Source organism: Streptomyces sp. NPDC002754 (assembly GCF_053592315.1).
Map to the genome: position 1 here is coordinate 83792 of NZ_JBSFVM010000023.1, position 25005 is coordinate 108796.

General features: G+C 70.4%; 16 protein-coding genes. 7 read left to right on the top strand and 9 right to left on the bottom strand.

The annotated features are described in order from the left end of the window. Positions 1-86: 86 nt before the first annotated feature. Positions 87-6581, bottom strand: coding sequence for an amino acid adenylation domain-containing protein (locus tag ACWD2L_RS31330; protein ID WP_351341055.1), 6495 nt, complete (start codon positions 6579-6581; stop codon positions 87-89). A 287-nt stretch (positions 6582-6868) separates the two neighbouring features. Between ACWD2L_RS31330 and ACWD2L_RS31335 the strand changes: the two genes are divergently transcribed. The 3 genes from ACWD2L_RS31335 to ACWD2L_RS31345 all read left to right on the top strand — a co-directional run bounded on the left by ACWD2L_RS31335 (position 6869) and on the right by ACWD2L_RS31345 (position 10225). Beyond that, complete coding sequence (locus ACWD2L_RS31335) at positions 6869-8119, top strand: cytochrome P450 (protein WP_351341067.1); 1251 nt, start codon at positions 6869-6871, stop codon at positions 8117-8119. Positions 8120-8220: 101 nt separating this feature from the next. Then, complete coding sequence (locus ACWD2L_RS31340; RefSeq protein ID WP_351341052.1) at positions 8221-9942, top strand: fatty acyl-AMP ligase; 1722 nt, start codon at positions 8221-8223, stop codon at positions 9940-9942. 10 nt (positions 9943-9952) lie between these two features. Then, the gene (locus ACWD2L_RS31345) at positions 9953-10225 is read left to right on the top strand and encodes an acyl carrier protein (RefSeq protein WP_351341050.1); all 273 of its coding nucleotides are present in this window, start codon (positions 9953-9955) and stop codon (positions 10223-10225) included. A gap of 113 nt (positions 10226-10338) precedes the next feature. Here the strand turns inward: ACWD2L_RS31345 and dpgC are convergent, their stop codons facing one another. The 7 genes from dpgC to ACWD2L_RS31380 all read right to left on the bottom strand — a co-directional run bounded on the left by dpgC (position 10339) and on the right by ACWD2L_RS31380 (position 18755). Then, entirely contained in the window at positions 10339-11655 is a 1317-nt protein-coding gene (gene dpgC / locus ACWD2L_RS31350; protein ID WP_351341048.1) for a (3,5-dihydroxyphenyl)acetyl-CoA 1,2-dioxygenase DpgC, read from the bottom strand. Beyond that, on the bottom strand, positions 11652-12335 hold the full coding sequence (gene dpgB, locus ACWD2L_RS31355) for an enoyl-CoA-hydratase DpgB (RefSeq protein ID WP_451192675.1): 684 nt from the start codon (positions 12333-12335) through the stop codon (positions 11652-11654). Before dpgB ends, dpgC begins: the two co-directional genes overlap by 4 nt. After that, complete coding sequence (dpgA, locus tag ACWD2L_RS31360; RefSeq protein WP_351341042.1) at positions 12329-13498, bottom strand: 3,5-dihydroxyphenylacetyl-CoA synthase DpgA; 1170 nt, start codon at positions 13496-13498, stop codon at positions 12329-12331. The genes dpgB and dpgA overlap by 7 nt, the downstream gene beginning before the upstream one ends. A gap of 70 nt (positions 13499-13568) precedes the next feature. Continuing rightward, entirely contained in the window at positions 13569-15995 is a 2427-nt protein-coding gene (locus ACWD2L_RS31365; protein ID WP_351341039.1) for an aminotransferase class I/II-fold pyridoxal phosphate-dependent enzyme, read from the bottom strand. Further along, positions 15992-17011: a 4-hydroxyphenylpyruvate dioxygenase gene (gene hppD, locus ACWD2L_RS31370; protein WP_351341037.1), complete on the bottom strand. Its 1020-nt coding sequence runs from the start codon at positions 17009-17011 to the stop codon at positions 15992-15994. The genes ACWD2L_RS31365 and hppD overlap by 4 nt, the downstream gene beginning before the upstream one ends. A gap of 217 nt (positions 17012-17228) precedes the next feature. Then, positions 17229-17606 (bottom strand): cold-shock protein, encoded by a 378-nt coding sequence (locus ACWD2L_RS31375; protein WP_351341034.1) that lies wholly within the window; start codon positions 17604-17606, stop codon positions 17229-17231. Between the two features lie 66 nt (positions 17607-17672). Then, positions 17673-18755, bottom strand: a complete 1083-nt coding sequence (locus ACWD2L_RS31380; protein WP_351341032.1) for a prephenate dehydrogenase — start codon at positions 18753-18755, stop codon at positions 17673-17675. A gap of 904 nt (positions 18756-19659) precedes the next feature. Between ACWD2L_RS31380 and ACWD2L_RS31385 the strand changes: the two genes are divergently transcribed. The 4 genes from ACWD2L_RS31385 (at position 19660) to ACWD2L_RS31400 (ending at position 24103) form a co-directional block, all read left to right on the top strand. Then, positions 19660-20310, top strand: a complete 651-nt coding sequence (locus tag ACWD2L_RS31385) for a hypothetical protein (RefSeq protein ID WP_451192679.1) — start codon at positions 19660-19662, stop codon at positions 20308-20310. Positions 20311-20415: 105 nt separating this feature from the next. Then, on the top strand, positions 20416-21477 hold the full coding sequence (locus ACWD2L_RS31390) for a ParB/RepB/Spo0J family partition protein (protein ID WP_351341026.1): 1062 nt from the start codon (positions 20416-20418) through the stop codon (positions 21475-21477). A 15-nt stretch (positions 21478-21492) separates the two neighbouring features. Continuing rightward, on the top strand, positions 21493-23400 hold the full coding sequence (gene htpG / locus ACWD2L_RS31395; protein WP_351341023.1) for a molecular chaperone HtpG: 1908 nt from the start codon (positions 21493-21495) through the stop codon (positions 23398-23400). A gap of 49 nt (positions 23401-23449) precedes the next feature. Continuing rightward, positions 23450-24103, top strand: coding sequence for a response regulator transcription factor (locus ACWD2L_RS31400; protein WP_189310611.1), 654 nt, complete (start codon positions 23450-23452; stop codon positions 24101-24103). A gap of 82 nt (positions 24104-24185) precedes the next feature. Here the strand turns inward: ACWD2L_RS31400 and ACWD2L_RS31405 are convergent, their stop codons facing one another. After that, on the bottom strand, positions 24186-24995 hold the full coding sequence (locus tag ACWD2L_RS31405) for an alpha/beta fold hydrolase (RefSeq protein WP_351341020.1): 810 nt from the start codon (positions 24993-24995) through the stop codon (positions 24186-24188). Positions 24996-25005 lie beyond the last annotated feature (10 nt).

The following is a 25005-nucleotide window of genomic DNA, read 5'->3' on the forward strand; positions in this document are numbered from 1 at the left end:
TCGGCGGGCCGCCGTCTGCCGATGGGCGTCGACGATGCCTGCGCACCGCACGTTGAACAAGGGCCTCCAGCTACGCACGGTTCCGGTCAGCTTGTCGAAGAGTCCCATGAAGTCAGCCCATGAGACGTGGGATCAGCGGTGTCCCGGACGCCCACCGCGCGCATGGGCCGCAGCCGCGGCCTGGTCTGCTTCTGGTCGTCGGCCCGCGTCGCCAGCCAGGCGGCGAGGGCGCCGGGGGTGGGCTTGTCGAACAGCTCGTGGATCGGGAGTTCCTCACCGAGCACCACGCGCACCCGACTGACCAGTTGGGTCGCGAGCAGCGAGTGCCCACCGAGGACGAAGAAGTCGTCCTGCACGCCGACCCCGGGGATGCCGAGGATCTCAGCGAACGCCGCGCACAAGGCCTCCTCCCGCGCGTTGGCCGGTTGCGGTCCGCCGCCCGCGGCCGCCGCCGGGTCCGGCTCCGGCAGCGCACCGCGATCGAGCTTTCCGTTGCCCGTCAGCGGGAGGGCGGCCAGCGCCACCACCGCGTCGGGCACCATGTGCCGGGGCAGCTTCTCCTGGGCGAACTTCCGTACCGCCTCGGTGAGAGCACTGTCGGCGCTGCGGTCCTCCAGCACGACGTACGCGGCCAGGCGCTTGTCCCCCCGCGCATCGTCGCGGGCGATCACCGCTGCCTGCGTCACGGCGGGGTGCCGCGCCAGTACGGCCTGGATCTCGCCGGGTTCCACCCGGAACCCGCGAATATTGACCTGTTCGTCCGCCCGCCCGAGGTACTCCAGGTATCCGCCGTCGGACCAGCGGGCGCGGTCCCCGGTGCGGTACATCCGCGTGCCGTCGTCGAACGGGCTGGCCACGAAACGTTCGGCGGTCAGGCCGGGCCGGCCCGCGTAACCGCGTGCCACCTGCGCCCCGGCCACGTACAGCTCCCCCGCCACCCCGGTGGGCACCGGCCGCAGGGCGTCGTCGAGCACGTGCACCGCCGTGTTGGCGACCGGCGTCCCGATCGGAACCGTGCCGGCGATCACGGGGGCTCGGTCGAGCCGTGCCGTCACGACGCCGATCGTGGCCTCCGTGGGGCCGTAGTGATTGAACACCGGCAGGTCCCCGGCCGCCTTGAGCAGTTGCTCGACCCAACTGGGAGCGGCCGCCTCGCCGCCCAGCACCAGCGCGCACCGCGGCAGGAGCCAGCTCAGGTCGCCGGTGGCGCCCAGCGCCGCCAGATGCGAGGGCACCACCTTCACGAAGTCGATCCCGTGCCTGGCCAGATACCCGGCGACCGCGACCGGGTCGGTCGCCGCCTCGGCGTCCAGCACATGCAGCTCACCGCCGGTGGTCAGGCTGGCGAACATCACGGTGTTCCCCAGGTCCGTCACGGCGGGCTGCAGCAGCGCGTACCGGGCGCCGACGGATCCGAATCCGACGCGCCGCGGCGCGTGGAGCACGTAGTTGGCCAGGTTCCCGTGGGTGACCACGACGCCCTTCGGCCGCCCGGTGGATCCGGAGGTGTAGATCACGTACGCCGGGCAGCCTGGCTGCGTGCCGATGTCGAGAGCCGTCGTGGGCTGCGCCTCCAGCGCCGCCACGACCGCCGGGTCGTCCAGGGCGACCATGCGGGCCCTGCCGGTGGCCGGCATGTCGTCGAGGACCTCGGTGGTACCGAGCACCACCGATGCCCGGCTGTCGGTGAGCATGTAGGCGGTTCTGGCCACTGGTTGGGCCGGGTCCAGGGGCAGGTAGGCGCCCCCGGCCTCCCACACGGCGAGGATCGCGGTCACCATCTCGATGCCGCGCGGCAGGCACAGGCCCACCACCGACTCGGGTCCGACGCCGAGTTCGCGCAGCTGGCGGGCCAGCCGAGTGGAGCGTGCCTGCAGCTCGCGGTAACTGATCTCGCCGTCCGAGCAGACCAGGGCGACGTGCTCCGGAGTGCGTGCCGCCTGCGCGGCGAACAGCCCCGGCACCGACAGGACCGATGCCGGCCCGTCCGCGACCGGCGCGGCGGTCCGGTTCAACTCGTCGAGGAGTTGGCGGCGTTCGGCGGGGGCGAGGACGTCCACGGCGACGAACGGGGTGGCGGGGGCGTCGGCCAGGGCCGTGACCAGGTTGTCCAGACAGGTGGTCAGCAGTGCGCAGATCCGGGTGGCGTCGGCGGGGGCCAGCGCGTCGACGGTGACGTCGAAGGCGGATCCGGTGTCCCGAATGATCAGTGTCACCGGGTAGTTGGTGCGCTCCTTGGCGGAGCGCAGCCTGACTCCTTCGAGGCCGAGGTCGGACTCGTCGGCGGACGGGTCGCGCCGGTAGTTGACGATGGAGGTGAACAGCGGCTTGCGGGGTGGCACGGCACTGGCCTTCTGCGCCAGGGCCAGCGGAGCCTGCTCGTGCTCCAGGAGCTCGGCCAGCTGACGCCGCAGCCCGGCCAGCGCGTCGGCCACGCCACGCCCGTCGACGCCCAGGCGCAACGGCAGGGTGTTGAGGAACAGGCCGGGCACCCGGTCGGCGCCGGCGCCCGCGTTCATCCGGCCGGCCAGCACCGTGCCGAAGACGACGTCGTCGCTGCCCGACTCGGCCGCGAGCACGCGGGCCCAGGCCAGGTGGAAGATCGTCGCCGGGGTCACCGCGCACTTCGACGCCAGGTCGCGGATCCGCCCGTTGAGCCGGTCGTCGACCGGGCCGCCCGCGCGCAGCACCGCGGCGCCGTCGCCGTGCACGTCAAGCAGTCCGAAGGGAGCCGTGGTCTCCGCGACGTCACCGAGCAGGCCGGCGAAGTAGCGCTCGTGCTCCGCGGCGGGGGTGCCGAGGCGCGCCTGAGCCACGAAGTTCCGGTAGGGCAGCGGCGCCGGCAGCCGGTCGCCCCGACCCGCCGTGAACGCGCGGATCTCCTCGATGAGGACCCGCAGCGTCGTGAGGTCCTGCACCAGGTGGTGGATGCGCAGCACGGCCGGCCAGCATCCGTCGGCCGGTTCGGTGAGGACGTGCGCCCTCAGCAAGGGGGCCCGGTCCAGTTCCATCCAGGACCCGGCCGCGGCCAGCAACTGCTCCACCGGGTCCTGGCGGGGGTCTCGTACGACCTGCTCGACGGGAAGCACGACCCGGCGCGCGACGACCTGGACCGGCTCGCGCAGACCGTCCGAGACGAACGCGGTGCGGTAGATGTCGTGGCGGTCCATCACTTGTTGCAGCGCGGCGAAGAACCCGTCGCGTCGCTCTCGGGAGTCGAACTCCAGCACCGCCGACCGCAGGTAGACGTCGGGGTCGCCCTCGGCCCGTGCCAGATGGTGGAAGAAGATGCCTTCCTGCAGGGGCGCCAGGGGGTACACGTCCGCGACGTTGGCCGCCCCGCCCTCGACCCGGGCCAGTACCCGCGCGAGCTCCGCCTCGTCCAGCTCGACGAGCGGCAGCATGTCGGGGGTGATTTGGGTCGCGCCCTCGAGTATCCGCCTCGCCGGCACCGCCACCGGTTCCGGCCCGGAGACCACGGCCAGCCGCGCCGGGGTCGGGGTGAGGAACAGGGCGCGTACCGACAGGGAGACCCCGCGCGTCCGCAGCTCCTCCACCAGGGCCACGGCCAGGAGCGAGTTGCCTCCGAGAGCGAAGAAGTCCTCGTCCGGTCCGACCACTTCCCGGCCGAGCACGCGGGCGAACGCCTCGCAGAGGAGTTCCTCCTGCGCGCTCACCGGTGCACGGCCGACGCCCGGCGCCCGGCCCGGCGCGGGCAGGGCCTTGCGGTCCAGCTTCCCGTTCCCGGTCAGCGGCAGTTCGCCGAGCACGACGAACGCGGCGGGGACCATGTGGCCGGGCAGCCGGCCCACCAGGTGCTCCCGCAGCCGGTCCACGAGACCGTCCTCGGCCGTCGGGTCGTGGGGGACGACGTAGGCGACCAGCTCCGCCCGGCCGGGCTCGGCCCGCCCGCTGTCCGGCCCCTGTTGCCGTACGACGACGACCGCCCGGGCCACTTCGGGATGGGTGGCGAGCGCGCCCTCGATCTCGCCGGGTTCGATCCGGAAGCCCCGGATCTTGACCTGGTCGTCCACGCGCCCCGCGAACACCAGGCGACCGTCGCCGATCCAGCGGGCCCGGTCCCCGGTCCGGTACATCCGTGTCCCGGCCTCGAACGGGCAGGCCACGAAGCGCTCGGCGGTCGGTCCGGGCCGGTTCACGTAGCCGCGTGCCAGTGGGTCGCCCGCGACGTACAGCTCGCCGGTCACACCCACCGGTACCGGGCGCAGCGAATCGTCGAGGACGTAGCACCGTGCGCCGTCGATGGGCGCGCCGAGCGGGACGTCGCCTTCCGCGAGGTCGGCGAGGGACAGCCGCGTGGTGGCGACTCCGATGGTGGTCTCGGTGGGGCCGTAGTGGTTGAAGACGCCTCGCTGCCCGGCCGCTTCCAGCACGGTGCGGAGCCAGTCCGGCGACGCCGCCTCGCCGCCGAGCACCAGGGAGCGCGCCGGCAGCACACCCTCGGGGCCCGCCGTCGCCGAGAGCGCCGCCAGGTGCGAGGGAACGGCCTTGAGGTAGTCGATCCGGTGGTCGGTGAGATAGCCGGAGACCGCGGCCGGATCGAGCACGGTGTCGGGGTCGAGGACGTGCAGCTCCCCGCCGAACGCCAGCGAGCACAGCACCATCGTGTATCCGAGGTCGGTCACCTGCGGTTGCAGCACCGCATATCGGGCGCCGTCGCCGTCGAGGTCGAGCCGGTCGCGCACCGCTGCCACGTAGTTCGCCAGGGAGCGGTGCGTCACGGCGACGCCCTTGGGGGTACCGGTCGAGCCCGAGGTGTAGATGACGTACGCGAGAGCGCCCGGTTCGTGCACGGTGGCGGGAGCGGGGGCGCCGGGGTCGGGCAGGTCGTGCACCGAGACGGTACGCAGCCGTCCGGCCGGCAGGTCCCCGAGGAGCTCGTCGGTGGACACGAGCAGGGCGGCTCGGGCGTCGGCGAGCTCGAACGCGGTCCGCTCGACCGGCTGTTGGAGGTCGATGGGCAGGTAGGCGGCGCCCGCCCGCCAGACGCCCACGATCGCCGCGATCATCTCCGGGCCGGGCGGCAGGCAGAGCCCAATCACGGACTCAGGGCCCAGCCCGGACCGGGCCAGGTGGCGAGCGAGCCGTTCGGCGCGGGCGTTCAGCTGCGCGTACGTCAGGGCGCCGTCGGCCGAGACGATCGCGAGGGCGTCCGGTGTACGCGCCGCCTGCACGTCGATCAGCTGCGGCACGGTCACCCGCGGCGCCGCGGCCGCGGTGTCGTTCCAGCCGCGCACGACCTGGTGCCACTCGTCCTCGTCGAGGATCTCCGCGGCGCCGACCGGGTCCTGCGGTGCGGCCGTCACCATCCAGTCCATGATCCGGCGGAAGCGGCGCAGCAGATCACCGGCGGCTCTCGGGCCGTTCCGGCCGCGGTCGACGTCCACGTCGATCTGCATCGGCACTCGGGGCGAGCGGTCGTAGACCGCCAACCGCCGGTCCGTGGTCGGTCCTTGGGTGAGGTTGCGGACGGTCGCCTCCGCAGCGCCGAATCGCGTCGGGTAGCCGAAGCTCATGACATCGACGATCAGCCCGCACAGCGCGGCTCCGTCGCCGATGTGGAGGTCCCGGATCATGTCCGCGTAGCGGTACCGGTGGTGTCGCAGCCCTCGGGCGACCGCCCGTCCGGCGCGCCGGACGATCTCGGCGACCGTCGTGTCGGGCGTGACCTCAAGACGCACCGGCATGACGTTCGCGGTCATGCCCGGGGCGAGCTGTTCACGCCGTCCGACGCGGCCGGGCACGGACACCCCGAGGACGATGTCGCGGGCCCCGGTGGTCCGGTGCTCGTGGACGGCGGCCGCCGCGATGACGAGGACGGCGAAGCTCGTCCTCAAGCGGCGGGCCGCGTCCCGGAGTTCGGCGCCGCGCCCCGGGTCGAGTTCGGCACTCAAGCGCGCCGGCCTCCCCGATCCCGCCCGTCCGTCCACTCCCTCCGGGGTGGACCGGTCCTGCAGGCCGTCCAGGGTGTCGAGCCAGAACGCCCGGTCCGCGTCGAGGGCCGGGGACGTCCGGTAGTCCCGGTCCGCCTCCACCAGCGCCGAGAACGGCTCGAACGCCTCGGCTTCGAGAGGGTCGGCGCCCGTCGACAGCGCGGAGTACGCGGCGGCCACCCGGCCGGCGATCAACGCGCCGCTGTGCGCGTCCATGATCAGGTGGTGGGCGCGGTGGTACCAGAGCAGGTGGCCCTCTCCCAGGGACAGGACGGCGCAGGCGAACAAGGGGCCCCGGCCCGTGAGATCGACCGGCCGGCGCAGCTCCGCCCGCATCCACCGTTCCGCTGCGACCCTCGGGTCGGGCTCGGCGCTGAGGTCGACCACGGTGACGGGGACATCGGCGCTCACGTCGACGTAGCACCGCGGCTGCCCGCCCACCGTCCGGAAACGCAGCCGGTAGGCGTCGACTCCGGCCAGCACCTGCCGCACGGCGCGGACGAAGACGTCCGGATCCACGTCTCCGTCGACCTCGAGACACTCGGCGATGTTGTACGGGGTGTCATCGGGCGCAATCTGCTGTGCGTACCAGATGCCGAGCTGAGCCGATGTCAACTCTTCGAGCACGACGTCTCCATCGGAATCTCCGCCGGAACCGACTAGCGCAATTGACACGGTCCGTTCCCTTTCGGAGGGTGAATGAGCCTCGGCCACAGCGGTGTTCCGGATCATTTCAGTTCGCCATCCTGACCAGTCGCCGATTGGACGTCAAATGGCCGCCCGCACTGTTCAGTTGCGGGCCCCTCTGTTCAACTGCGGAATTTCAGCGGTTGAACGCCGGTGGAGGATATTCCCGAGTTTCCCGCACACCGGTACTGTCGGCGATCGTCGACTTCGATGAGAATGGATTCGTGATGGTCGGAACCACCGGTGGAAATGGGGATTCGGCACAGTCGGGCCGACCTCCGCTGCCGGAGGAGATCGCCGACCTGACCGATCCGGGCAACCGGGAGGACCCGTACCCCTCCCTGGAGAAGCTGCGCCGGCGCTCGCCCTATACGCCCTTCGACGGACTCCTCGTCGTGGGGCGGCACGACCAGTGCTCGGCTCTGCTCCGTGACCAGACGATGAGCGCGGCCCGGGACCGAGCTCCGCTCTCCCCCACGCCGCGCGGGCCGCGGACACGGAACTTCCTCCACCTCGACCCGCCGGAGCACACCCGCTACCGCAGGCTGGTGACCGGCGCGTTCACCCGGCGGAAGGTCGACGGCATGGCGCCGTGGATCCGTGAGATCGCGACGGACCTGTTCCGGGCCGCCGCCGAGGCAGGCACGCTCGAAGTCGTCGACGACCTCGCCTACGCGCTGCCGCTGCGGGTCATCTGCGAGCTGCTGGGCGTCCCGTTCGAGGATCGCCAGCTCCTGCAGGACTGGTCGTCCGAGCTGGCGACGGCGCTGGATCCGCCGCTGGGCACCACCGGACGGATGACGCCGGGAGCCGCGCGGGCCCGCGCCGGGTTCGTCCACTACTTCCGGCGCCTGATCGAGGAGCGCCGGAGCGCGCCCAGGCAGGACCTCGTCTCGCACCTGCTGCAGGTCGAGGAGGACGGGCACCGTCTCGATGACGACGACGTCCTGGCGACCTGCGTACTCCTGCTCAACGCGGGCCACGAGACGACCGTGAACCTGATCGGCAACGCGATCCTCGCCCTGCTGCGCCATCCCGGGCAGCTCGACCGGCTGCGGGCCGACACCACGCTGGCGCCGGCGGTCGTCGAAGAGGTACTGCGCTACGACGCGCCCGTGCAGATGACCACCCGGGTGGCCCGCCGGCACGGCACGCTCGGCGACGCCGAGTTCCGGCCCGGCGACACGGTGCTGTTCCTGCTGGGGGCCGCCAACCGGGACCCCGACGTGTACCGCGACCCGGACCGGTTCGACATCGAACGCCCCGCCTCCCCCGCCCATTTGGCCTTCTCGGCGGGCGCGCACTTCTGCCTCGGCGCGGGCCTCGCGCGCCTGGAGGTCGCCATCGCCCTCGAACTCTTCAGCACCTTCCTGATCCGGCCGCGACTTCGCGACGGCGGCGTCAGCTACAAACGCAATCTGAACCTGCGCGGTCCTTCGCGCCTCCAGGTCGACTTCGACGGCGTCCACGCCGGTTGACGACCCGATCACGCACGTCGAGAACCCCCACAACCAACCTGAGCCCTTTGAGGACCTGTCCGTCACGGTCCCGATCCCAGTCAGTCGCGGAGGACGAACCCATGTGGCAATCCCTGGCCGACGCACCCGATGTGGTGACGCTGTTCCGTGAGCGGGTCGCGGACCGGCCGACCGCCGAGGCGGTCGCGTTCCTCGCCGACCCCGACGACCTCACCGGCGGCCTGGTGCGCTGGTCGTACGCCCGGCTCGACGCGGAGGCGCGCAGCCGCGCCGCGTGGCTGCAGGAGAACGTCCCGGCGGGCTCCCGCGTGCTCCTGCTCCACCCCAACGGACTTGAGTTCGCCGCGGCCTTCTTCGGCTGCCTCTACGCGGGGATGATCGCCGTCCCGGCGCCGCTTCCGGGCCGCCATCCGCACCACCGCAAGCGGCTTGCCGCGGTCGCCGCCGACTCCGGCGCCGCCGCGGCGCTGACCACCTCCCGGGACCTGGCCGAAGTCCGCACGTGGATGCGGGACATGGGGGTCACCACGATCCGCACCGCCGCCGGCGACGAGCCCGGATTCGGCGATCCACAGGCCTGGGCGCCCCCACGGCTCGACCGCTCGACGACCGCCCTGCTGCAGTACACGTCCGGATCGACCGGCACCCCCAAGGGCACGGTCATCCACCACGACCATCTCCTGTACAACGGCGGCGAGGGCATGCGGGCGCTCCAGTGGCGCGGCCCTTCGGGCGGCTGGCTGCCGCTGTACCACGACATGGGGCTCAACGTCTTCCTCTGGCCACTGCTGAGCGGCGACCGAAGCGTGCTGATGGACCCGCTGGCGTTCATCCGCCGTCCCCTGCGCTGGCTGAAGCTGATCGAGCAGGAGGACATGACGGTTTCTTTCGCTCCCAACTTCGCCTTCGAGCTGTGCACTCGAAAGGTCAGCGAGGAGCAGGCAGCCGAACTCGACCTGTCGCACTGGGACTTGGCCGGATGCGCATCGGAGCCCATCGCTCCCGACATCCTCTCCGGCTTCACCGCGAAGTTCGCGGCCTCGGGTTTCCGCCCGGAGGCGCTGGTTCCCGTCTACGGCCTCGCCGAGGCGACCGTGTTCGTCTCCGGCCACCCGGGCCGCACACCCGTGACCCGCAAGGTGGACCTCGACGCGCTCGCGCAGGGCACGTTCACCCCTGCCACCGAAGCGGCCCAGACGCGCGAGATCGTCAGCTGCGGCATCCCCACCCCCGCGGCGGAGATTCGCATCGTCGAACCGACGTCCCGGGAGGTGCTCCCGGAGAGTTCCCTGGGAGAGATCTGGCTGCGCGGCCGCAGCATCTCCCCCGGCTACTGGCAGCGCGACGACAACGCGGAGACCTTCGACGCCGCCACCGCGGACGGCGACAGCGGCTACCTGCGCACCGGCGACATCGGCGTGCTGCACGACGGTGAGCTCTACGTGCACGGACGCCTCAAGGACGTGATCATCACGCATGGGCGCAACATCTACCCGCAGGACGTGGAGCAGGAACTGCGCGCCCAGCACCCCGAGTTGGGCAACGTCGGCGTCGTGTTCGGCGGTCCTGGATACGCCCAGGGTGACGACTCCATGGTCGTCGTCACGCACGAGGTGCGCCGCGTGCAGCACGAGGGGCTGGCCGCCCTGGCGGCCGGCATCCGGCACACCGTGGGGCGCGAGTTCGGCATCAGCGTCGACCGCGTGGCGCTGCTCAAGCCCGGCAGCGTCCTGCGCACCACGAGCGGCAAGGTGCGCCGCGCGGCGATGCGGGACCTCTTCCACCAAGGCCTGCTGACCCCTCTGTACCAAGACCCTCATTAGGAGGACTCACATGCCGAACGCCAGAGCCGACGAGCTCGGCACCGAACTCCAGGGGTGGCTCTGCGCCCAGCTGGCCGAGGAGCTGGGGCTGCCGCCGGCCGCCGTCGACCCGACCGAACCCATGTCGTCCTACGGCCTGGATTCCATCAAGGCCATCACCCTGCTCGCCACGGTCGAGGACCACGTGGGATTCGAAATCGACCCCAACGCCCTCTGGGAGTTTCCCACCGCGGCCTCCCTCGCCGAATCGCTCGTCGACCAGCTGGCCGCCCGCGCACAATAAAGTGCGGCTCCCTCCGCAATGCCGAAAGGCCCTGCCCCGGATTCAATACCGGGGCAGGGCCTTTTCGCAGAGCAGCCGGCCTGGGGGCCGCCAGCACGGCCCCCAGGCCGAAATCACCCCGGCGCCTTGCCCATTGACGTGACGGAGGCGGCGGACGCGTCCCTGGCGGAGAAGCGGCCGACCTTGTCGACGACATCCGCGCTGTGCGTGCGCATCGACTGCTCAAGCGCGAACTCCGCCATATAGCGCCGGAATACGTCGATGTCCTCGTCGGCGGCGTTCAGCATCTTCCGGTTCGCGGCGACAGCCGGCCCGCGCAGCCGGTCGAGGCTGTCCTCGACGGCACGGTCCAGCTCGTTCGGTGCGTGCACCTCGTCCACGAGGAGCCGGGCCTCCGGGTCGGTCGCGTGAATCCTGCGGCCCTCCAGGATGATCTGACGGGCCAGCCGCGGCCCCGTGTACCGGGTCAGCCGCAGGTTGGCGACTCCGGGGACGATGCCCTCCTGCGCCGCGGGCAGGCTGAGGTAGGCGTCGGATGCGGCCAGGACGTGGTCCACGACCAGCAGCACCTGCATGCCACCGCCGATGGCGAAGGAGTCGACGGCCGCGACCCATGGCTTGGCCCGGGCGGGCGAGTGCCAGGACGCGCCGTCGTCGACGCGGACGCCGCGCCAGATCTTGTGCAGATATCCGAGTTCGCGGCGCAGCAGGAAGTTGTCGAGCGAGATGTCCCCGGCGTGCAGGCTCTTGAGGTTGATCCCGGAGCTGAACACCCGCTTGCCCGCATAGCGGGGATGGGTCATCTCTCCCCCGCGCAGCAGGCAGAGTTCGACCCCGGGATCGAGCAGGGCCAGGTCGACCGCGGTCTCCATGTCGTCGGCCTGCCGGTCGTCCTCGGCGTTCAGGCAGTCGTCGCGGCACATCGTCAGCCGGGCTACCCCTTCGCGGCGTTCCAGCCGTACGGAGCCGAGGTCCGCCTGCCCGGTGGCGGTGAACTCGGGCAGCAGTTCCCGGGCGCGTGCGGTGGGGTGCAGCAGGGCGTCCACCAGGTGGCCGCCGGAGTGCGGCGAGCGCAGGATCCGGCAGAAGAAGATGCCCAGGTCGATCTCGTGACCCGCCTTCTGCGCCTGCGCCCGCGCGCGGTCCGCGGCCAGCTCGGCCGCGGTGGGGACGAGCCCGGAGAACGCGTCTGCCGCCGCGTCGGCGAGCTCGCTCAGCCGCAGGCGGCGGGTGCCGCCCGCGGTGAGCTCGCCGTAGACGGCGTCGGCATGCGTGTCGAGGAAGGCGCTGCGCAGCGCCCTCATCCGGTCCGGGGGCGTCGCGGCCGACTGCTGTGCCGCGCGCGCGAGCGCCGCGCGCGCATCGGGGAGGTCCGCCCGCATCTCACCCGTACGCGCCGGCCGTACAGGCGCCGGCACGGTGCCCGTCACGTCGCCGCCTCGGCCGAGGCCCGGCGCAACTCCCGGTCGCAGGCCGCCAGATGGGCCCCCAGCGCCTCCTCGAGCGGCACGGTGTGGGCATCGAGCAGCAGCTGTCGCCTGATGGCCAGCTCCGTTCCGGCGAAGCCCGCGACGCGTTCGGCGGCCGCCGACACCGCGGCCGCGATGTCGGGCGTCACCTCGTCGACGAGGTGCAGCTCCAGCGCCCGCGCGGCGTCGAGCGGGGTGCCGAACAGCACCGTCCGGCGGATGGCCGCGGTGCCTGTCGCCTGCTGGGCGAGCCGGTGCAGCGCCATACCGGGCCAGGTGGCTCCGTCGGCCATGGCAGGCACCAACCGCAGCGAGGGGCTGGCGATACGAATGTCGGTGGCCAGCAGGGCATCGAGGGCGAGGCCGCCGCAGTCGCCGTCGGCCACCGCGATCGTCGCCGTGGGCAGCCGCTCCAGCCGGCGCAGGACCCGCTCCCACTTGCTGACAAGGCCCACGGTCAGCTCCCCGGCCCACCCGCGGCCCGGGGTGCCGGACAGCTCGGCGATGACCGGGCTGCTCCCGCCGGTGTCCTCGGCGCGGTCGCACACGGCGCCGACCGCCGCGACGGCCTCGGGCGACAGCGGCCGTCCGCCGTCGAGCCGCAGTCTCGTCGCCTCCGGTACCTGCTCCGCCGTCACCATTGGACCAGCGCCGTCTCGATCGTGGACCCGGGTCCCATGGTCATCAGCACGCCGAAATCACCCGCTCTGACGCGGCCTTCGCGAAGCAGCCGCTCGTAGGAGAACAGAAACGAACCGCTCGACAGGTTGCCGTAGTCGCGCAGCACCCCGCTGGTGTGCCGCAGATCCTCGCGGGTGAGGCCGAGGTTCATACGGATCGCGTCGATGACCTTCTTGCCGCCGGAGTGCACGAGCCAGTGCGCGATGCTGCTGCGGCGCAGGCCCGTGTCCTTCAGGAGCCGGTCCACCACGCGCTCCACATGAGCCCCGACCACGTACGGGATGTCCGGGTCCAGGTAGAAACTGAACTTGTGCGCGGCGTCGTCCCAGTCGTAGCGCATGGCATCGACCGCCTCGTGAATGAGGTGGCTGGCGAAGCCCAGCAGGCGCGGTCCCACCGAGGAGCCCGCGCGGTCCGCCGGCAGTTCCCCGGGCATGGGCCCGGCGGCGTCCGGTGGGTCGGCGAACAGGGCGATGGCGGCGGCTCCGTCACCGAAGAGGCTGTTGACGACCGCGGTGCGCATGGTCGAATCCATGACGTAGGCGGCGGAGCATGCTTCGACGCAGAGCTGGACGGCGACCTGTCCGGGGTGCGCCATGGACCAGGCCGTGGTGGCGTTGAGGGCGTTCAGGCCCGCGTTGCAGCCCATCCCGACCACGTCGACGCGGGTGCATCCGGCGCCGATGCCCATCTCCTTGATGAGCAGCGCGCTGAGGCCGGGGGTGAGGAATCCCGTGGTGGTGACGCAGCACAAGTAGTCGACATCGGCGAGGTCGATGCCCGCGTCCGCAAGACACGCGCGCACGGCCCGCGCCCCCATGTCGAGGCAGAGCTGCTTGTGCTTGCCGAGCAACTCGCCCTGGGATTCCTGGAGGAAGGGCTCGTCCGTGCCGGAGGGCGGCAGGGTGAGGTGTCGCCGCTCGATGGCGCTGTTGAGAAACACGGAGCGGACCCGGGGATCCGTGATCCGGAAGCGGTCGAGCAGTTCGCGCTGCGAGTAGGAGGCCTCGGTGACGGCGGTGCCGACACCGATGATGCGGCTGAAGTTGCCGAGGGGCTTCGGTTGGGGCTCCACGGGAGCCGGCAGGACGCCACCGGTTGGGTGGGCGATCGTGGCGGTCATCGGAAGGTCCACCCCCACATGCGGGGTTTGCTGAGCAGACGTTGTACGGGAGTGAGCACTTGTCGTCCTTTCAGTGCGAGGCCGCCGCCCTGATGAACCGCGCGAGGCGCGCGGTTCCCTCGTGGATGTCGGCGTGGGAGAGGTAGCTCACGGACAGCCGGAGCGTGCGCTCCCCGCCGCCCTGCGGATAGAAGTACGACATGGGCGTCCAGATGACGCCGAACTCCTCGGCCGAGCGCGCGAGTGCGGCGTTGTCGGCGTGGAACGGGACGGTGACGGTGAGGAAGAAGCCGCCGCTGGGACGGTTCCAGCTCACGCCCAGCTTCTCCCGTTCGGCTTCGGTGATCGAGGCGTCGAGCGCTCGGAGGGTGGCCTGCATGGCTTCTCCGTAGTGGCGTGCCGTGTCGGTGTTGTGCTTGGTGACGCCGCCCTCGCCGGCGAGGAGCATGCCTCCGATCACAGCCTGGCTGAGCGCCGAGGTGTTGACCGTCACCATGCTCTTGATCCGGCTGAGCTCGTCGGCGAGCAGGCACGTGCCGCCCGAGGGATCCGTGACGAGCTGGTCGGCGACCGCGTAGCCCACCCGGGCGCCGGGCAGGAGCGTCTTGGCGAAGGAACCCAGCTGGACCACGCGCCGGTCGCGATCGAGCGACTTGAGTGTCGGCAGTTGCCGCCCCGGGCTCACCAGCCGGTAGGGGCTGTCCTCGAGGATGAGCAGGTCCTCGCGGGCGGCGAGCTTCAGCAGTTCGTGCCGCTCGTCCACCGTCATGACGCTGCCCGACGGGTTGGAGTGGTCGGGGATGACGTAGAAGGCGCGGGGGCGGCGGCCGCGGGCGCGTTCGGTCCTGATGGCCGCTTCGAGAGCCGTGCAGCGGAACCCGTCGATGTCTTCTTCGACCGCGGTCGCCTCGATGTCGAGCAGGCGTGCGGCGCCGGTGATGCCCACGTAGCACGGGCTGGAGACGAGCAGGGCGTCGTCCGGGCCGGCGATCAGGGCACGCAGGGCGAGCAGCATCGCCTCCTGACATCCCACCGTGACGACGATGGATTCGGCCGGCACGTCGATGCCCTCGTCCAGGCGCAGTGAATCGGCGATGAGCCCGCGGATCATCCCGCTGGTGGGTCCGTACTGGAAGAGTGCGTCGCGGACCTGCGCAGGAGAACTACCGGCAGCAGTCAGGTGGTCCATGTAGCGACGGATGTGCGTGAAGAGCTGCTCGGTGTCGAAGAAGCCGTCGTACGGGCGGCCGGGGGCGAACGAGATCGCGTCGGGGTAGCGGTGGGTGATCTCGTTGAGGAAGTTCATCGTGTCCAGTACCGGGTCGGAGACGCTGCCGTGCAGCTCCTCCTTCAGCAGCCCGGAGACAGGTGTACGCGACCGTTCGGCCGCGTCCGAACGCCCGCCGGCCTCCGCGACGGGCACGGCGCGCCCCGAGACCAGTTCGGGGCCGGCATCGGCGACCGAGGGGCATCCGGTGAGCGTCATCGCTTCCGCCAGTTCCTCCGTCACGATGCCGAGCACGTCCGCGACGCCGTCCCGCCCCGCCGCTGCCAAGCCGTGCAGCACGGGGCGGCCCAGCAGCACCGCGTCCGCCCCGAGCGCGAGCGCCGCCAGGACATCGCCGCCACGCCGCACGCCGCCGTCCAGCAGCACGGGGCCGCGGCCGGCGACCTCCGCGGCGATCTCGGGCAGGACGTCCAAGGTGGCCGCGGCTCCGTCCAGTTGGCGGCCGCCGTGGTTGGAGACGATGACCCCGTCCACGCCCGACTCCGTTGCCAGGCGGGCGTCATCGGCGGTCAGGATCCCCTTGAGCAGGACGGGCAGCGGGCTGACGGCGCGCAGCCACTCGACGACGGTCCAGTCGAGAGCCGGGTCGAACGTCTCCCGTGCGTGCTCGCCGGGTGCGGAAAAGCCGGTGCCGGAGAGATTGACCGGCTCGATGCCGGGCGGCAGCCGGAAGCCGTTGCGCTCATCCCGCAGCCGACGGCCGAGGCGGGGGGCGTCGACGGTGAGGACCAGCGCCTCGAAGCCCGCCTCCGCTGCGCGCTCGATGAGCCCGCGGGTCACGCCACGGTCCCGGAAGCAGTAGAGCTGCAGCCAGAGGGGGGCCGTGGTGGCGGCGGCGATGTCGTGGAAGGCACGTCCGGCGAAGGTGCTGACGACGAGCGGGACTCCGGCCACTCCGGCCGCCGCGGCGGTGGCCGCCTCCCCGTCGGCGTGGGCCAGCGTGTGGTAGGCGACGGGCGCGACTCCCAGCGGCGCGGCCCAAGTACGGCCGAGAATATGGGTGTTGAGGGCGGGTCGCGTCACCGCGGAGAGTACGCGCGGACGGAGCCGGACTCGGTCGAAGGCCGCCGTGTTACCGGTGAGCGTGCGCTCGTCGCCCGCACCGCCGGTGACGAAGTCCCAGACTGCCGGGTCCAGGCGCCGCTGGGCCAGCTCGGCGTAGTCGGACAGGGTCAACGGGCCGCCCGCGCCGCTGCCGTCGTCGTTCATTCCGCGGCCAGCCGGTCGCGCTCAACCGCTTCGTACAGGGCGCGGATATTGCCGCCGCCGAAGCCGCGGGAGCCGCGGCGCTGAATCAGCTCATAGAACAGCGTGTTGCGCTCGTGCGGTGAGCGGCTGAACAGCTGCAGAAGATCGCCCCATTCGTCGCGGTCCGCCAGCACCTGGGCCGAGCGCAGCACGTCGATCTCTGCGCGCAGCGCCGGGAGGCGTTCGGCCAGGCCGTCGTAGTAGCTGTCCGGCACGTCCAGGAACTCCACTCCCCGGCCCCGGAACTCGTGGACCGCGGGCACGATGCTCTCCACCAGGAACGCCAGGTGTTGTACCCCTGGGCCGCTGTTCCTCTCAAGGAAGGCGTCGAGTTGGCCCGTGCCCTTCTGCTCGTCGGGGGCGACGAGGGTGAAGGTGACCCGGCCCGTCGCACTGCGCACCACGACGGAGTCCATGGCGTGCTCGCCGACGTCCACGTACTCGGAGGAGTAGCGGGACAGCCCGAAGGCGTCGCCGTAGAAGTCGGCGTAACCGGCGAGCGAGCGGCCCTCCACACAGACCGCGATGTGGTCGAGCAACTGGATCCGGCCGGTGACCGGACCGCTCGACACCTCCGGCAGCACGGTCCAGTCGGGCCCACCGAACGGGTCCGAGCCGTGCGAGCGGGACACGAGGGTGTGCACGACACCGCCGAATCCGGCGACCGTCCGGGTGTCCTTCGTGGAACCGGTCACCGCGGCTCCCGCAGCCATCGCCGCCTGCGCGCTCTGGTCGACGTCGTCACAGGCCAGGGCGATGTCGGCGATACCGTCCCCGTGCGTGCCGAGGAATGCCCAAGTGGCCGGCCCGGTGGTGACCACGAGTTTCACACTGCCCTGCTGCAGCAGTGCGGAACTCCGGTCGACGCCCACCGACTCCGCGGTCTGTCTGAACCCCATCGATGAGACGAAATAGTCGACGACCGATTTTTTCTTGCTCGTATACAGCTCAACGTATGCGACGTCATGCACAGCCATGTATTGCCTCCCGGGCGGGCTCAATACTGATTTGCGTCACCAGCGATATTCCTGGCTGACCGAAGGCCCGACGCACTATGACGTGTGACGTTTCCGAAGAACAAGGCCGTACAACTGCACGACCGTGTTCAACTGACGCGGTACGCAGTTGAACACCCGCCGGCGATCTTTCGGAGGTTGCCGGCCGGTGATCAACTCACTGCGCGCGCCGCCGTGTTCAGCCTTCGATCCACCCGTGGCTCTCGCTGAATTTCGCCAATTCGCGGCGGAGCTGCAGAATCTGATCCGCCGTCAGAGACGGTCCTGCCTGCAGGAGAAGTTCGGTGATCTCACTGGTGTACTCCGCACCGGTGAGCACGTCACACAGCGAATCGTCGCCGGCTCCTTCGGCGGCCTGAGCAAGCCTGACGCCCGAGGCCTTCAGCCCGCGCCCACCGTCCTCGACCTCGAATTCGACCGCCAGCCCCGAGCGCAGGCACGTCTCGGGAATCATGAGGTCATTCACGTGCAGGAAGATGTCCTCTCCAGCACCGTCCGGGGCGATGAAGCCGTAACCCCGCGAACTGTCGAACCGCACCACACGTCCAGAAGCCACACGTACCCCCAACACATCCGGGCCCCATGCCCAGCCACCATGTGCCGGGATCGTAGCTGGCACGCCTCAGCGGCGTCGCCACGCACCGTTGCGGAGTTCCGTAGTGAGCACGTCCATCAGGTCCCGGGCCACGCTCAGGTGGACCAGCCCGGACGGCTGGCCGGCCGAGTGCTCGAGGCGTACGTCCTCGACGTTGACGCCGGCGCGCGAGGCATCGGTGAAGAGCCGGGCCAACTCGCCCGGCTGGTCGCCGATCTCGACCGTCACCGTCTCGTACTGCTCCGGCAGAACGCCACGCTTGGCGGGGATCCGGGCGCGCCCGGACCGACCGCGGCGCAGCAGGTCCTCGACCGTGCGCGCGCCGCCTTCACGCTTCTCCTCGTCCGTGGCCGCCATGGCACGCAGACCCGCGACCGCGTCGTCCATGCCGCCCGACAGCTCTTCGAGGAGGTCGGCCACCACCAGTGCGTTGGCGCCGAGGATGTCCACCCACAACCCCGGATCCGCGGCCGCGATACGGGTGAGGTCATGGACGCCCGAGCCCGCGAGGCGCACGGCCCGCTCCTCGGCCCGCTCCAGGAGAGCGGCGACCAGGCTCGCCACGACGTGCGGAGCGTGCGAGACGAGGCCGACCGCCCGGTCGTGCACGTCCGCCTCCATGACCACTGGCACGGCCCCGCACAGCGCCACGAGTTCGAGCGTGGTGTTCAACGTCTCGGTGCCGACGTCGGGCGTCGGGGTGAGTACCCAGTTGCACCCGACGAAGAGGTCCGTACGGGCGGCGAGGGGACCGCTGCGCTCGCTGCCCGCCATCGGGTGGCCACCGACGTAGTGCGCGGTGTCGCAGTCCCGGGCGAGAGCTTCCTGCTGCGGGCCGGACTTGACGCTGGCCACATCGGTGTAGTGCCGCGCGACGCCGTCGGCCTGCAGGCCGACGAGTACGTCGGGCACCAGCGCCGGGGGCACGGCCACGACGGCCAGATCCACGGGACCCCGCGGGGCCTGCACCGTGCCGGCGCCGAGCGAGGACGCGATCCTGACCGCGGCGGGATCCGCGTCGCGCAGATGCACGGCCACGCCGCGGGCTTGCAGGGCGAGCGCGGCCGAGGTCCCTATCAGACCCGTACCGACCACGAGAGCACTTTCCATGAAGACCGCATCCATTCCCTTGGCAGAAAAACGGTCCGGGCGGCTGTCCTGGTGACGCGTTTTCGCACCGGTTCGGACGCTGGAGCGGATGATGATATTCCGTCTCCGCCGGAATCACAGGGTCCACACATTGCGGTCTGTTTCCCCGCTCGCCGCATATCTCACTTGGTTGACATCGCAACACCACAAGCTAGCCTATGAGGGACGAAACAGGGGCGGGAGCGAACGGGGGTAACCGCGCCGTGGTGAGAGGTCTTCACTGGGTTACGAGAAGCGGTCGGCCGCATCTTTGCAGTGCGCGCCACGGGTTCCGCTAGCGTCAGCCCTTTCTTTTTGTGCACTGCCTCTCTGTTCCGACATTCCAGCAGATCGGCCGTCTGCGCATAACGCGTACGGGCGGCCAGTAGCTGTGTCGGCTCGCGGGTGCCTACCCCTGCCAGCTCAAACTTCACGACCGGGGGATGGTTTGAGTAGCTTTGAGCACCGAACGAACGGGACAAACCTAGAGTCGACAAACGGAACGGCGTACAGATCGGCGGACTCCGAGGGGGATCTGGAGCCTCTGCCGGAAGAAGTCTCGGAACTACCCATAGCACTGCTGCAGTTCAGCGAATCACCACGCCTTGTGGGGCAGAGCAAGAAATACACCGAGCAACTCGCACAGAGCGAGACCCCATTTCCGCCCATTCTCGTGAACGGGCGGAACATGCAGGTGATAGACGGCGTGCACCGCGTCCTGGCGACCCTTCTCAAGGGCGAGAAAACCATCGAGGCACGCGTCGTGAATTTATCACGGCACGATGCCTTTCTGCTCGCCATCAAATCAAATACACAACACGGCCTGCCGCTGTCGCTGGCCGATCGACGCGCGGCGGCGGCACGACTCAGCGCCTCTCACCCTCACTTGTCCGATCGCATGATCGGAGAGGCGTCCGGGCTGAGCGCCAAGAGCGTGGCCGCCATCCGGCGTTCAACTGCGTCGGGTGCGGAGTTGAACGTCCGCGTCGGCAGGGACGGCAGAGCCCGGGCAGTGGACCGGGCGGCGGGCCGGCACCGGGCGGCAGCGGTGATCGCCCAGAACCCGCAGGCCTCCGTGCGGGAAGTGGCCAGGCGTGCCGGGATCTCCCCGGCGACGGCGAGTGACGTGCGCAAGCGGATCCTCGCCGGCGAGGACGTCGTCGGCGACTCACCGGAGTCGGCCACCACCGCCCTGGAGCCGTCGACGGAGTCGGCCTCCGAACCCGCGCGGATCCAGGTGCGGGAGAAGCAGGAGAAGCCGATATCCCTGCTGAAGCCGTTGCTGCACGATCCCGCCGTCCTCGACGCGGACCTCGGCAGACGACTGGTGAGCACGCTGCGCAAGAACCTCGTCGGGGACTACCAGTGGCTCGAACTGGCCGACGCCGTGCCATCGCACTGCGACGCCCTGGTCATCGCGCTGGCGCAGCAGAACGCGGACAAGTGGCAGGCATTCGCGCAGGCACTGGACGAGCGGGCGCTCCCCTCCCCTCAACTCACCACAGACCAGGAAGACTGTGCGGCGCCGGCGAGTTGAACCGCCGGCATCACCACCGGACCACCGGCCAACCGCTTGCCGGTCGCGTCACCCTTTCCGCACCCCCACGCGAAATGGCAGCAGCCCACACGCGAGGTGATCGCATTGCAGCAGTTCGACGCCAGTATCGTTACCCCTGTTCTCCGCCGGTCGTCCGACGACCTCAAGGAACAGAAACAAGAACATGAGCATTCCGCGGAACAAGAACAGGAAATCGTCACGGTCGCGATTTCCGCGTTACGTCCGGGTGATTCACCGCGCATCGAGGGCGAGGACCGGGAGCATATCATTCGTCTGGCGGAAACCGAAGGACCGCTGCCACCGATAATCGTCAACAGGAACACCATGCAGGTGGTTGACGGGGTGCATCGCGTATTCGCCGCGGTCCTGCGGGGCAAGACCAAGATCGCAGCAGTATTCTTCGACGGCAGCAGCGAAGACGCCTTCCTGTTCGCCGTCCGGGCGAATTCAACTCACGGCCTTCCGCTTTCACTCGCGGACCGCCGCACCGCGGCGGAGCGGATCCTCCTGTCTCATGGACACATGTCGGACCGGGCGATCGCGCGCGCCACCGGTCTGGGGGCCAAGACCATTGCCGCCCTCCGCGGCCGCATCGCGCCCTCTGCGCCGCAGGTGCGCATCGGAATCGACGGCAAGGTCCGCCCGGTGAACAGCGTCGAGGGCCGCCGGCGAGCCGCTCAGGTGCTGGCCGAACGTCCCGATGCTTCCCTGCGCGAGGTGGCCAGATTCGCGGGCATCTCACCCGCCACCGTGACCGACGTCAAGCGGCGGCTCGCGGCCGGCGAACCTCCGGCGGGAACACTGCGCCCCGTCCCCGAGACCGCCCCCCAGGCCCCGCCGCCCCCGCAGCAGGCGGCGCCGTCACGCAGCCAACACCGGGAAGCCCCGGTGAAGATCGACCCAGGCCGCGCACTGCAGATGCTGATGCGCGATCCGTCGCTGCGCCACAAACAGGTCGGCCGCGAGCTGCTGCGCCTCCTGCACCACAACGTGAACGTGATGAGCGAGTGGCCGGAGCTGCTCGACGCGGTCCCGCAGCACTGCACCCGGACGACGGCCGACCTGGCCCGGCAGTACGCCGAGAACTGGGTGAAGTTCGCCGAACATCTCGGAAAGCGCGGCTGCTCGGCAGTTCCCGCGACCTGACAAGAAGGGGAAGCAATGGCACTGCAGGCGAATGCGGAGACGTACGCATTCCAGGCCGAGGCCGCTCAGATCCTGGACCTCATGGCTCATTCGCTCTACAGCAACAAGGAGATCTTTCTACGCGAGTTGATCTCGAACGCGTCGGACGCGATCGACCGGCTCCGGTTCGAACGCAACTCCCAGCCGGAACCGGCCGGTGACGAGAGAGACGACGCGCCGCGGATCCGGGTCACGTTCGACAAGGACGCGGGCACGATCACCATCGCCGACAACGGCATCGGAATGAGCCGCCGGGAAGTGATGGCCAACATCGGCACCATCGCCCGTTCGGGCACCTCCGAGTTCCTCCGGACGCTCACCGGGGATCAGCGCCGCGACTCCGAGCTGATCGGCAAATTCGGCGTCGGCTTCTATTCCGCTTTCATCGTCGCGGAAAGAGTGGTGCTCACCTCGCGGCGGGCCGGGCTGCCCGCGTCCGACGGCGTGCGCTGGTCGTCGGACGGCAAGGGCGAGTACACGCTGGAGGCCGTCGAGCGCGCCGAGCGCGGCACCACGATCGTGCTCGAGCTGCGCGAGGGCGAGGACGAGCTGCTGAACGAGCACCGGCTGCGCTCGATCATCCAGCGCTACTCGGACCACATCGGCCAGCCGATCGTGATGGACCAGGACGAGGCCCCGGTGAACCAGGCGTCGGCCCTGTGGGCGCGTCCGAAGAGCGAGTTGAGCGAGCAGGACTACCACTCCTACTACCGGCACCTCACCAACGACTTCGCCGACCCGCTCGCCCATCTGCACACGAAGGTCGAGGGGCGGTACGAGTACACGCTGCTCCTGTTCATCCCGTCCCGAGCGCCGCACGACCTGTGGGTCCCGCAGGCCCGCGACGGCGTACGCCTGCACATCCGGCGCGTGTTCATCCTCGAGGACTCCGGGCAGCTGCTGCCGAACTACCTGCGCTTCCTGCGCGGGGTCATCGACTCGGCCGACCTGCCGCTGAATGTCTCCCGGGAGATCCTCCAGGGGAGCCAGGCCGTCGCCCATATCCGTTCCAGTGCAGTCAAGAGGGTTCTGAAGCTGCTGAAGGAACTGGCGGACGACCGGCCGGAGAAGTACGCGGACTTCTGGGCGCAGTTCGGCGGCGTACTCAAGCAGGGCATCGCCGACGACCCTCCGCACCGGGAGGACATCACCGAGCTCCTTCGCTTCACCTCCACCCGCTCGGACACGCAAGCCGCCGACGTCTCGCTCCGCGACTACGTGGCCCGGATGAAGGAGGGCCAGGACAAGATCTACTACTTGCTCGCCCCCAGCCCGGCCGCTGCCGCGACCAGCCCGCACCTGGAGGCATTCCGCGCCAAGGGCATCGAGGTGCTCCTGCTGGGTGAGGCGGTGGACGGCTTCGTCGTCTCCGGTCCGCTGCGCGAGTACCAGGGCAACCAGCTGCAGTCCGTGGCCCAAGGGCCGCCCGACTTCGGCGACTTGGCGGACGAGGCAGAGAAGGAGGCCGCCGACCGGGCGGACTCCGACTACGCCGCGCTCCTCGGCAGGCTCAAGGCGCACCTTGCGGGCAAGGCGTGGGACGTACGCCTGACCAGCCGCCTGACGACCTCCCCGGCCTGCATCGTCACCGACGGAGCGGAGACCGACTTCACCGTCGTGCAGCGGCTGCGCGGCTCAGGGCTGCCGAACCAGCCGATCCTCGAGATCAACCCCCGGCACGTCCTGGTCGAGCGGCTCAACCGCGGGCAGGACGACCCGCGTCTGCCCGCCTGGGCACACGTCCTGTTCGACCAGGCGGTCCTCGCCACGGGCGCCCGGATCGAGGCACCGGCCACGTTCGTCGCCCAGCTCAACGACCTGCTGATGTCGCTGGCGGCGGACGCTCCCGGGCCTGCGGCCGCACATCCGTCGGAGGCCCCCTGACGGGTCTTGCACACTGCCGCGGCAACGCGGATCTGTGCCAATCTTGAGCATGCGAATTCTGGTGGCCGAGGACGAGCGCTTCCTGGCGGACCTGGTGGTCGAGGGACTGCACGATGAGGCGATGGCGGTCGACGTCGCCTATGACGGGGCGACGGCGTTGGAACGCCTCGCCGTCAACGACTACGACGTACTGGTACTGGACCGCGACCTGCCACGGGTGCACGGCGACGAGATCTGCCGCACGGTGGCCCAGCACGGGTCGCGGGTACGCATCCTGATGCTGACCGCCTCCGGCGCGGTGCACGACCGGGTCACGGGGCTGAACCTGGGGGCCGACGACTACCTGGCCAAGCCCTTCGCCTTCGACGAACTGGTGGCGCGGGTCCGCGCGCTCGGACGCCGCGCCGGTCCGCCGTTGCCCCCCGTACTGGAGTGCGGCGACATCGTCATGGACACGGCGCGCCGGCAGGCCTCCCGCGACGGCCGCTATCTGGCGCTGTCCCGCAAGGAGTACGCGGTCCTTGAGGTGTTGATGCGGGCGAGGGGCGCGGTCGTCAGCACCGAGGAACTGCTGGAGCGGGCCTGGGACGAGTACACGGACCCGTTCACCACGGTCGTCAAGGTGACGATGAGCAAGCTCCGCTCCAAGCTCGGCGATCCGCCCGTCATCGTCACCGTGCCGGGCAGCGGCTACAGGCTTTGAGCGCACACTGACCGCTCCCAGAACGCTCGTTGGCGGGCCGGCGACACCGCGTCGCCGGCCCGCCCACCGCATGGGTCACGGGTCAGTACTTGTCGAAGAACTCCACGATCGCCTCGTTGACCGGCTCCGGGCGCTCCAGATGTCCGAGGTGCCCGCACCCCGCGATCTCCACCAGGTCGCAGTTCGGGATGGCGGCCGCCACTTCCGCGCCGAGGTGCGGCGGTGTGACGGCGTCGTCGCCGAAGGTGATGACGCGGCAGGGCGCGGTGACCCTGGCGAGCTCGGCTCGGCGGTCCTGGTCGGTGTCGATCCACTGCTGGCCCGCGGCGACCGTTTCCGGGTCACCGCCGGCCAGTTCGAATATCTCCAGCCAGGAAGCCACCGCCGCCTCGTCGTTGAGGGTGTCCGGCGAGAGCATGTGCAGCACCGAACTGACCGCTCGGTACTTCGGCGGCAGCGTGACACCGCTCTCCAACAGGGCCCGGTCCGCCGCGGACTGCGCCCGGCGCAGCGCGTCCGACCGGGCGCGGGTGGCTATGAGCACCGCGGAGCGGACCAGGTGAGGTTCGGCGATCGCTAGTTCCTGGGCGATCATCGAACCCAGTGAGGTGCCGAGGATCCGGCACGGTGCCAGGTCCAGCGCCTCGATCAGCCCCTTGGTGTCGGCGATCAGGTCCGCCAGCGCGTACTTTCCCGGCGGGGCGTCCGAAGGCGCGATCCCGCGATTGTCGAAGGTGACGGTCGCATAGCCGGCCCGGTGCAGTGCCGGCGTCTGGTACATGTCCCAAGCGTGGCCGGCCGCGGCCGACCCCATGATGAGCAGGACCGTCTCGTCGCCCCGTCCCGCCCGCTGGTAGGCGAGCCGGATCCCGTTGGACTTCAGAAATGGCATCGTCGCGCCC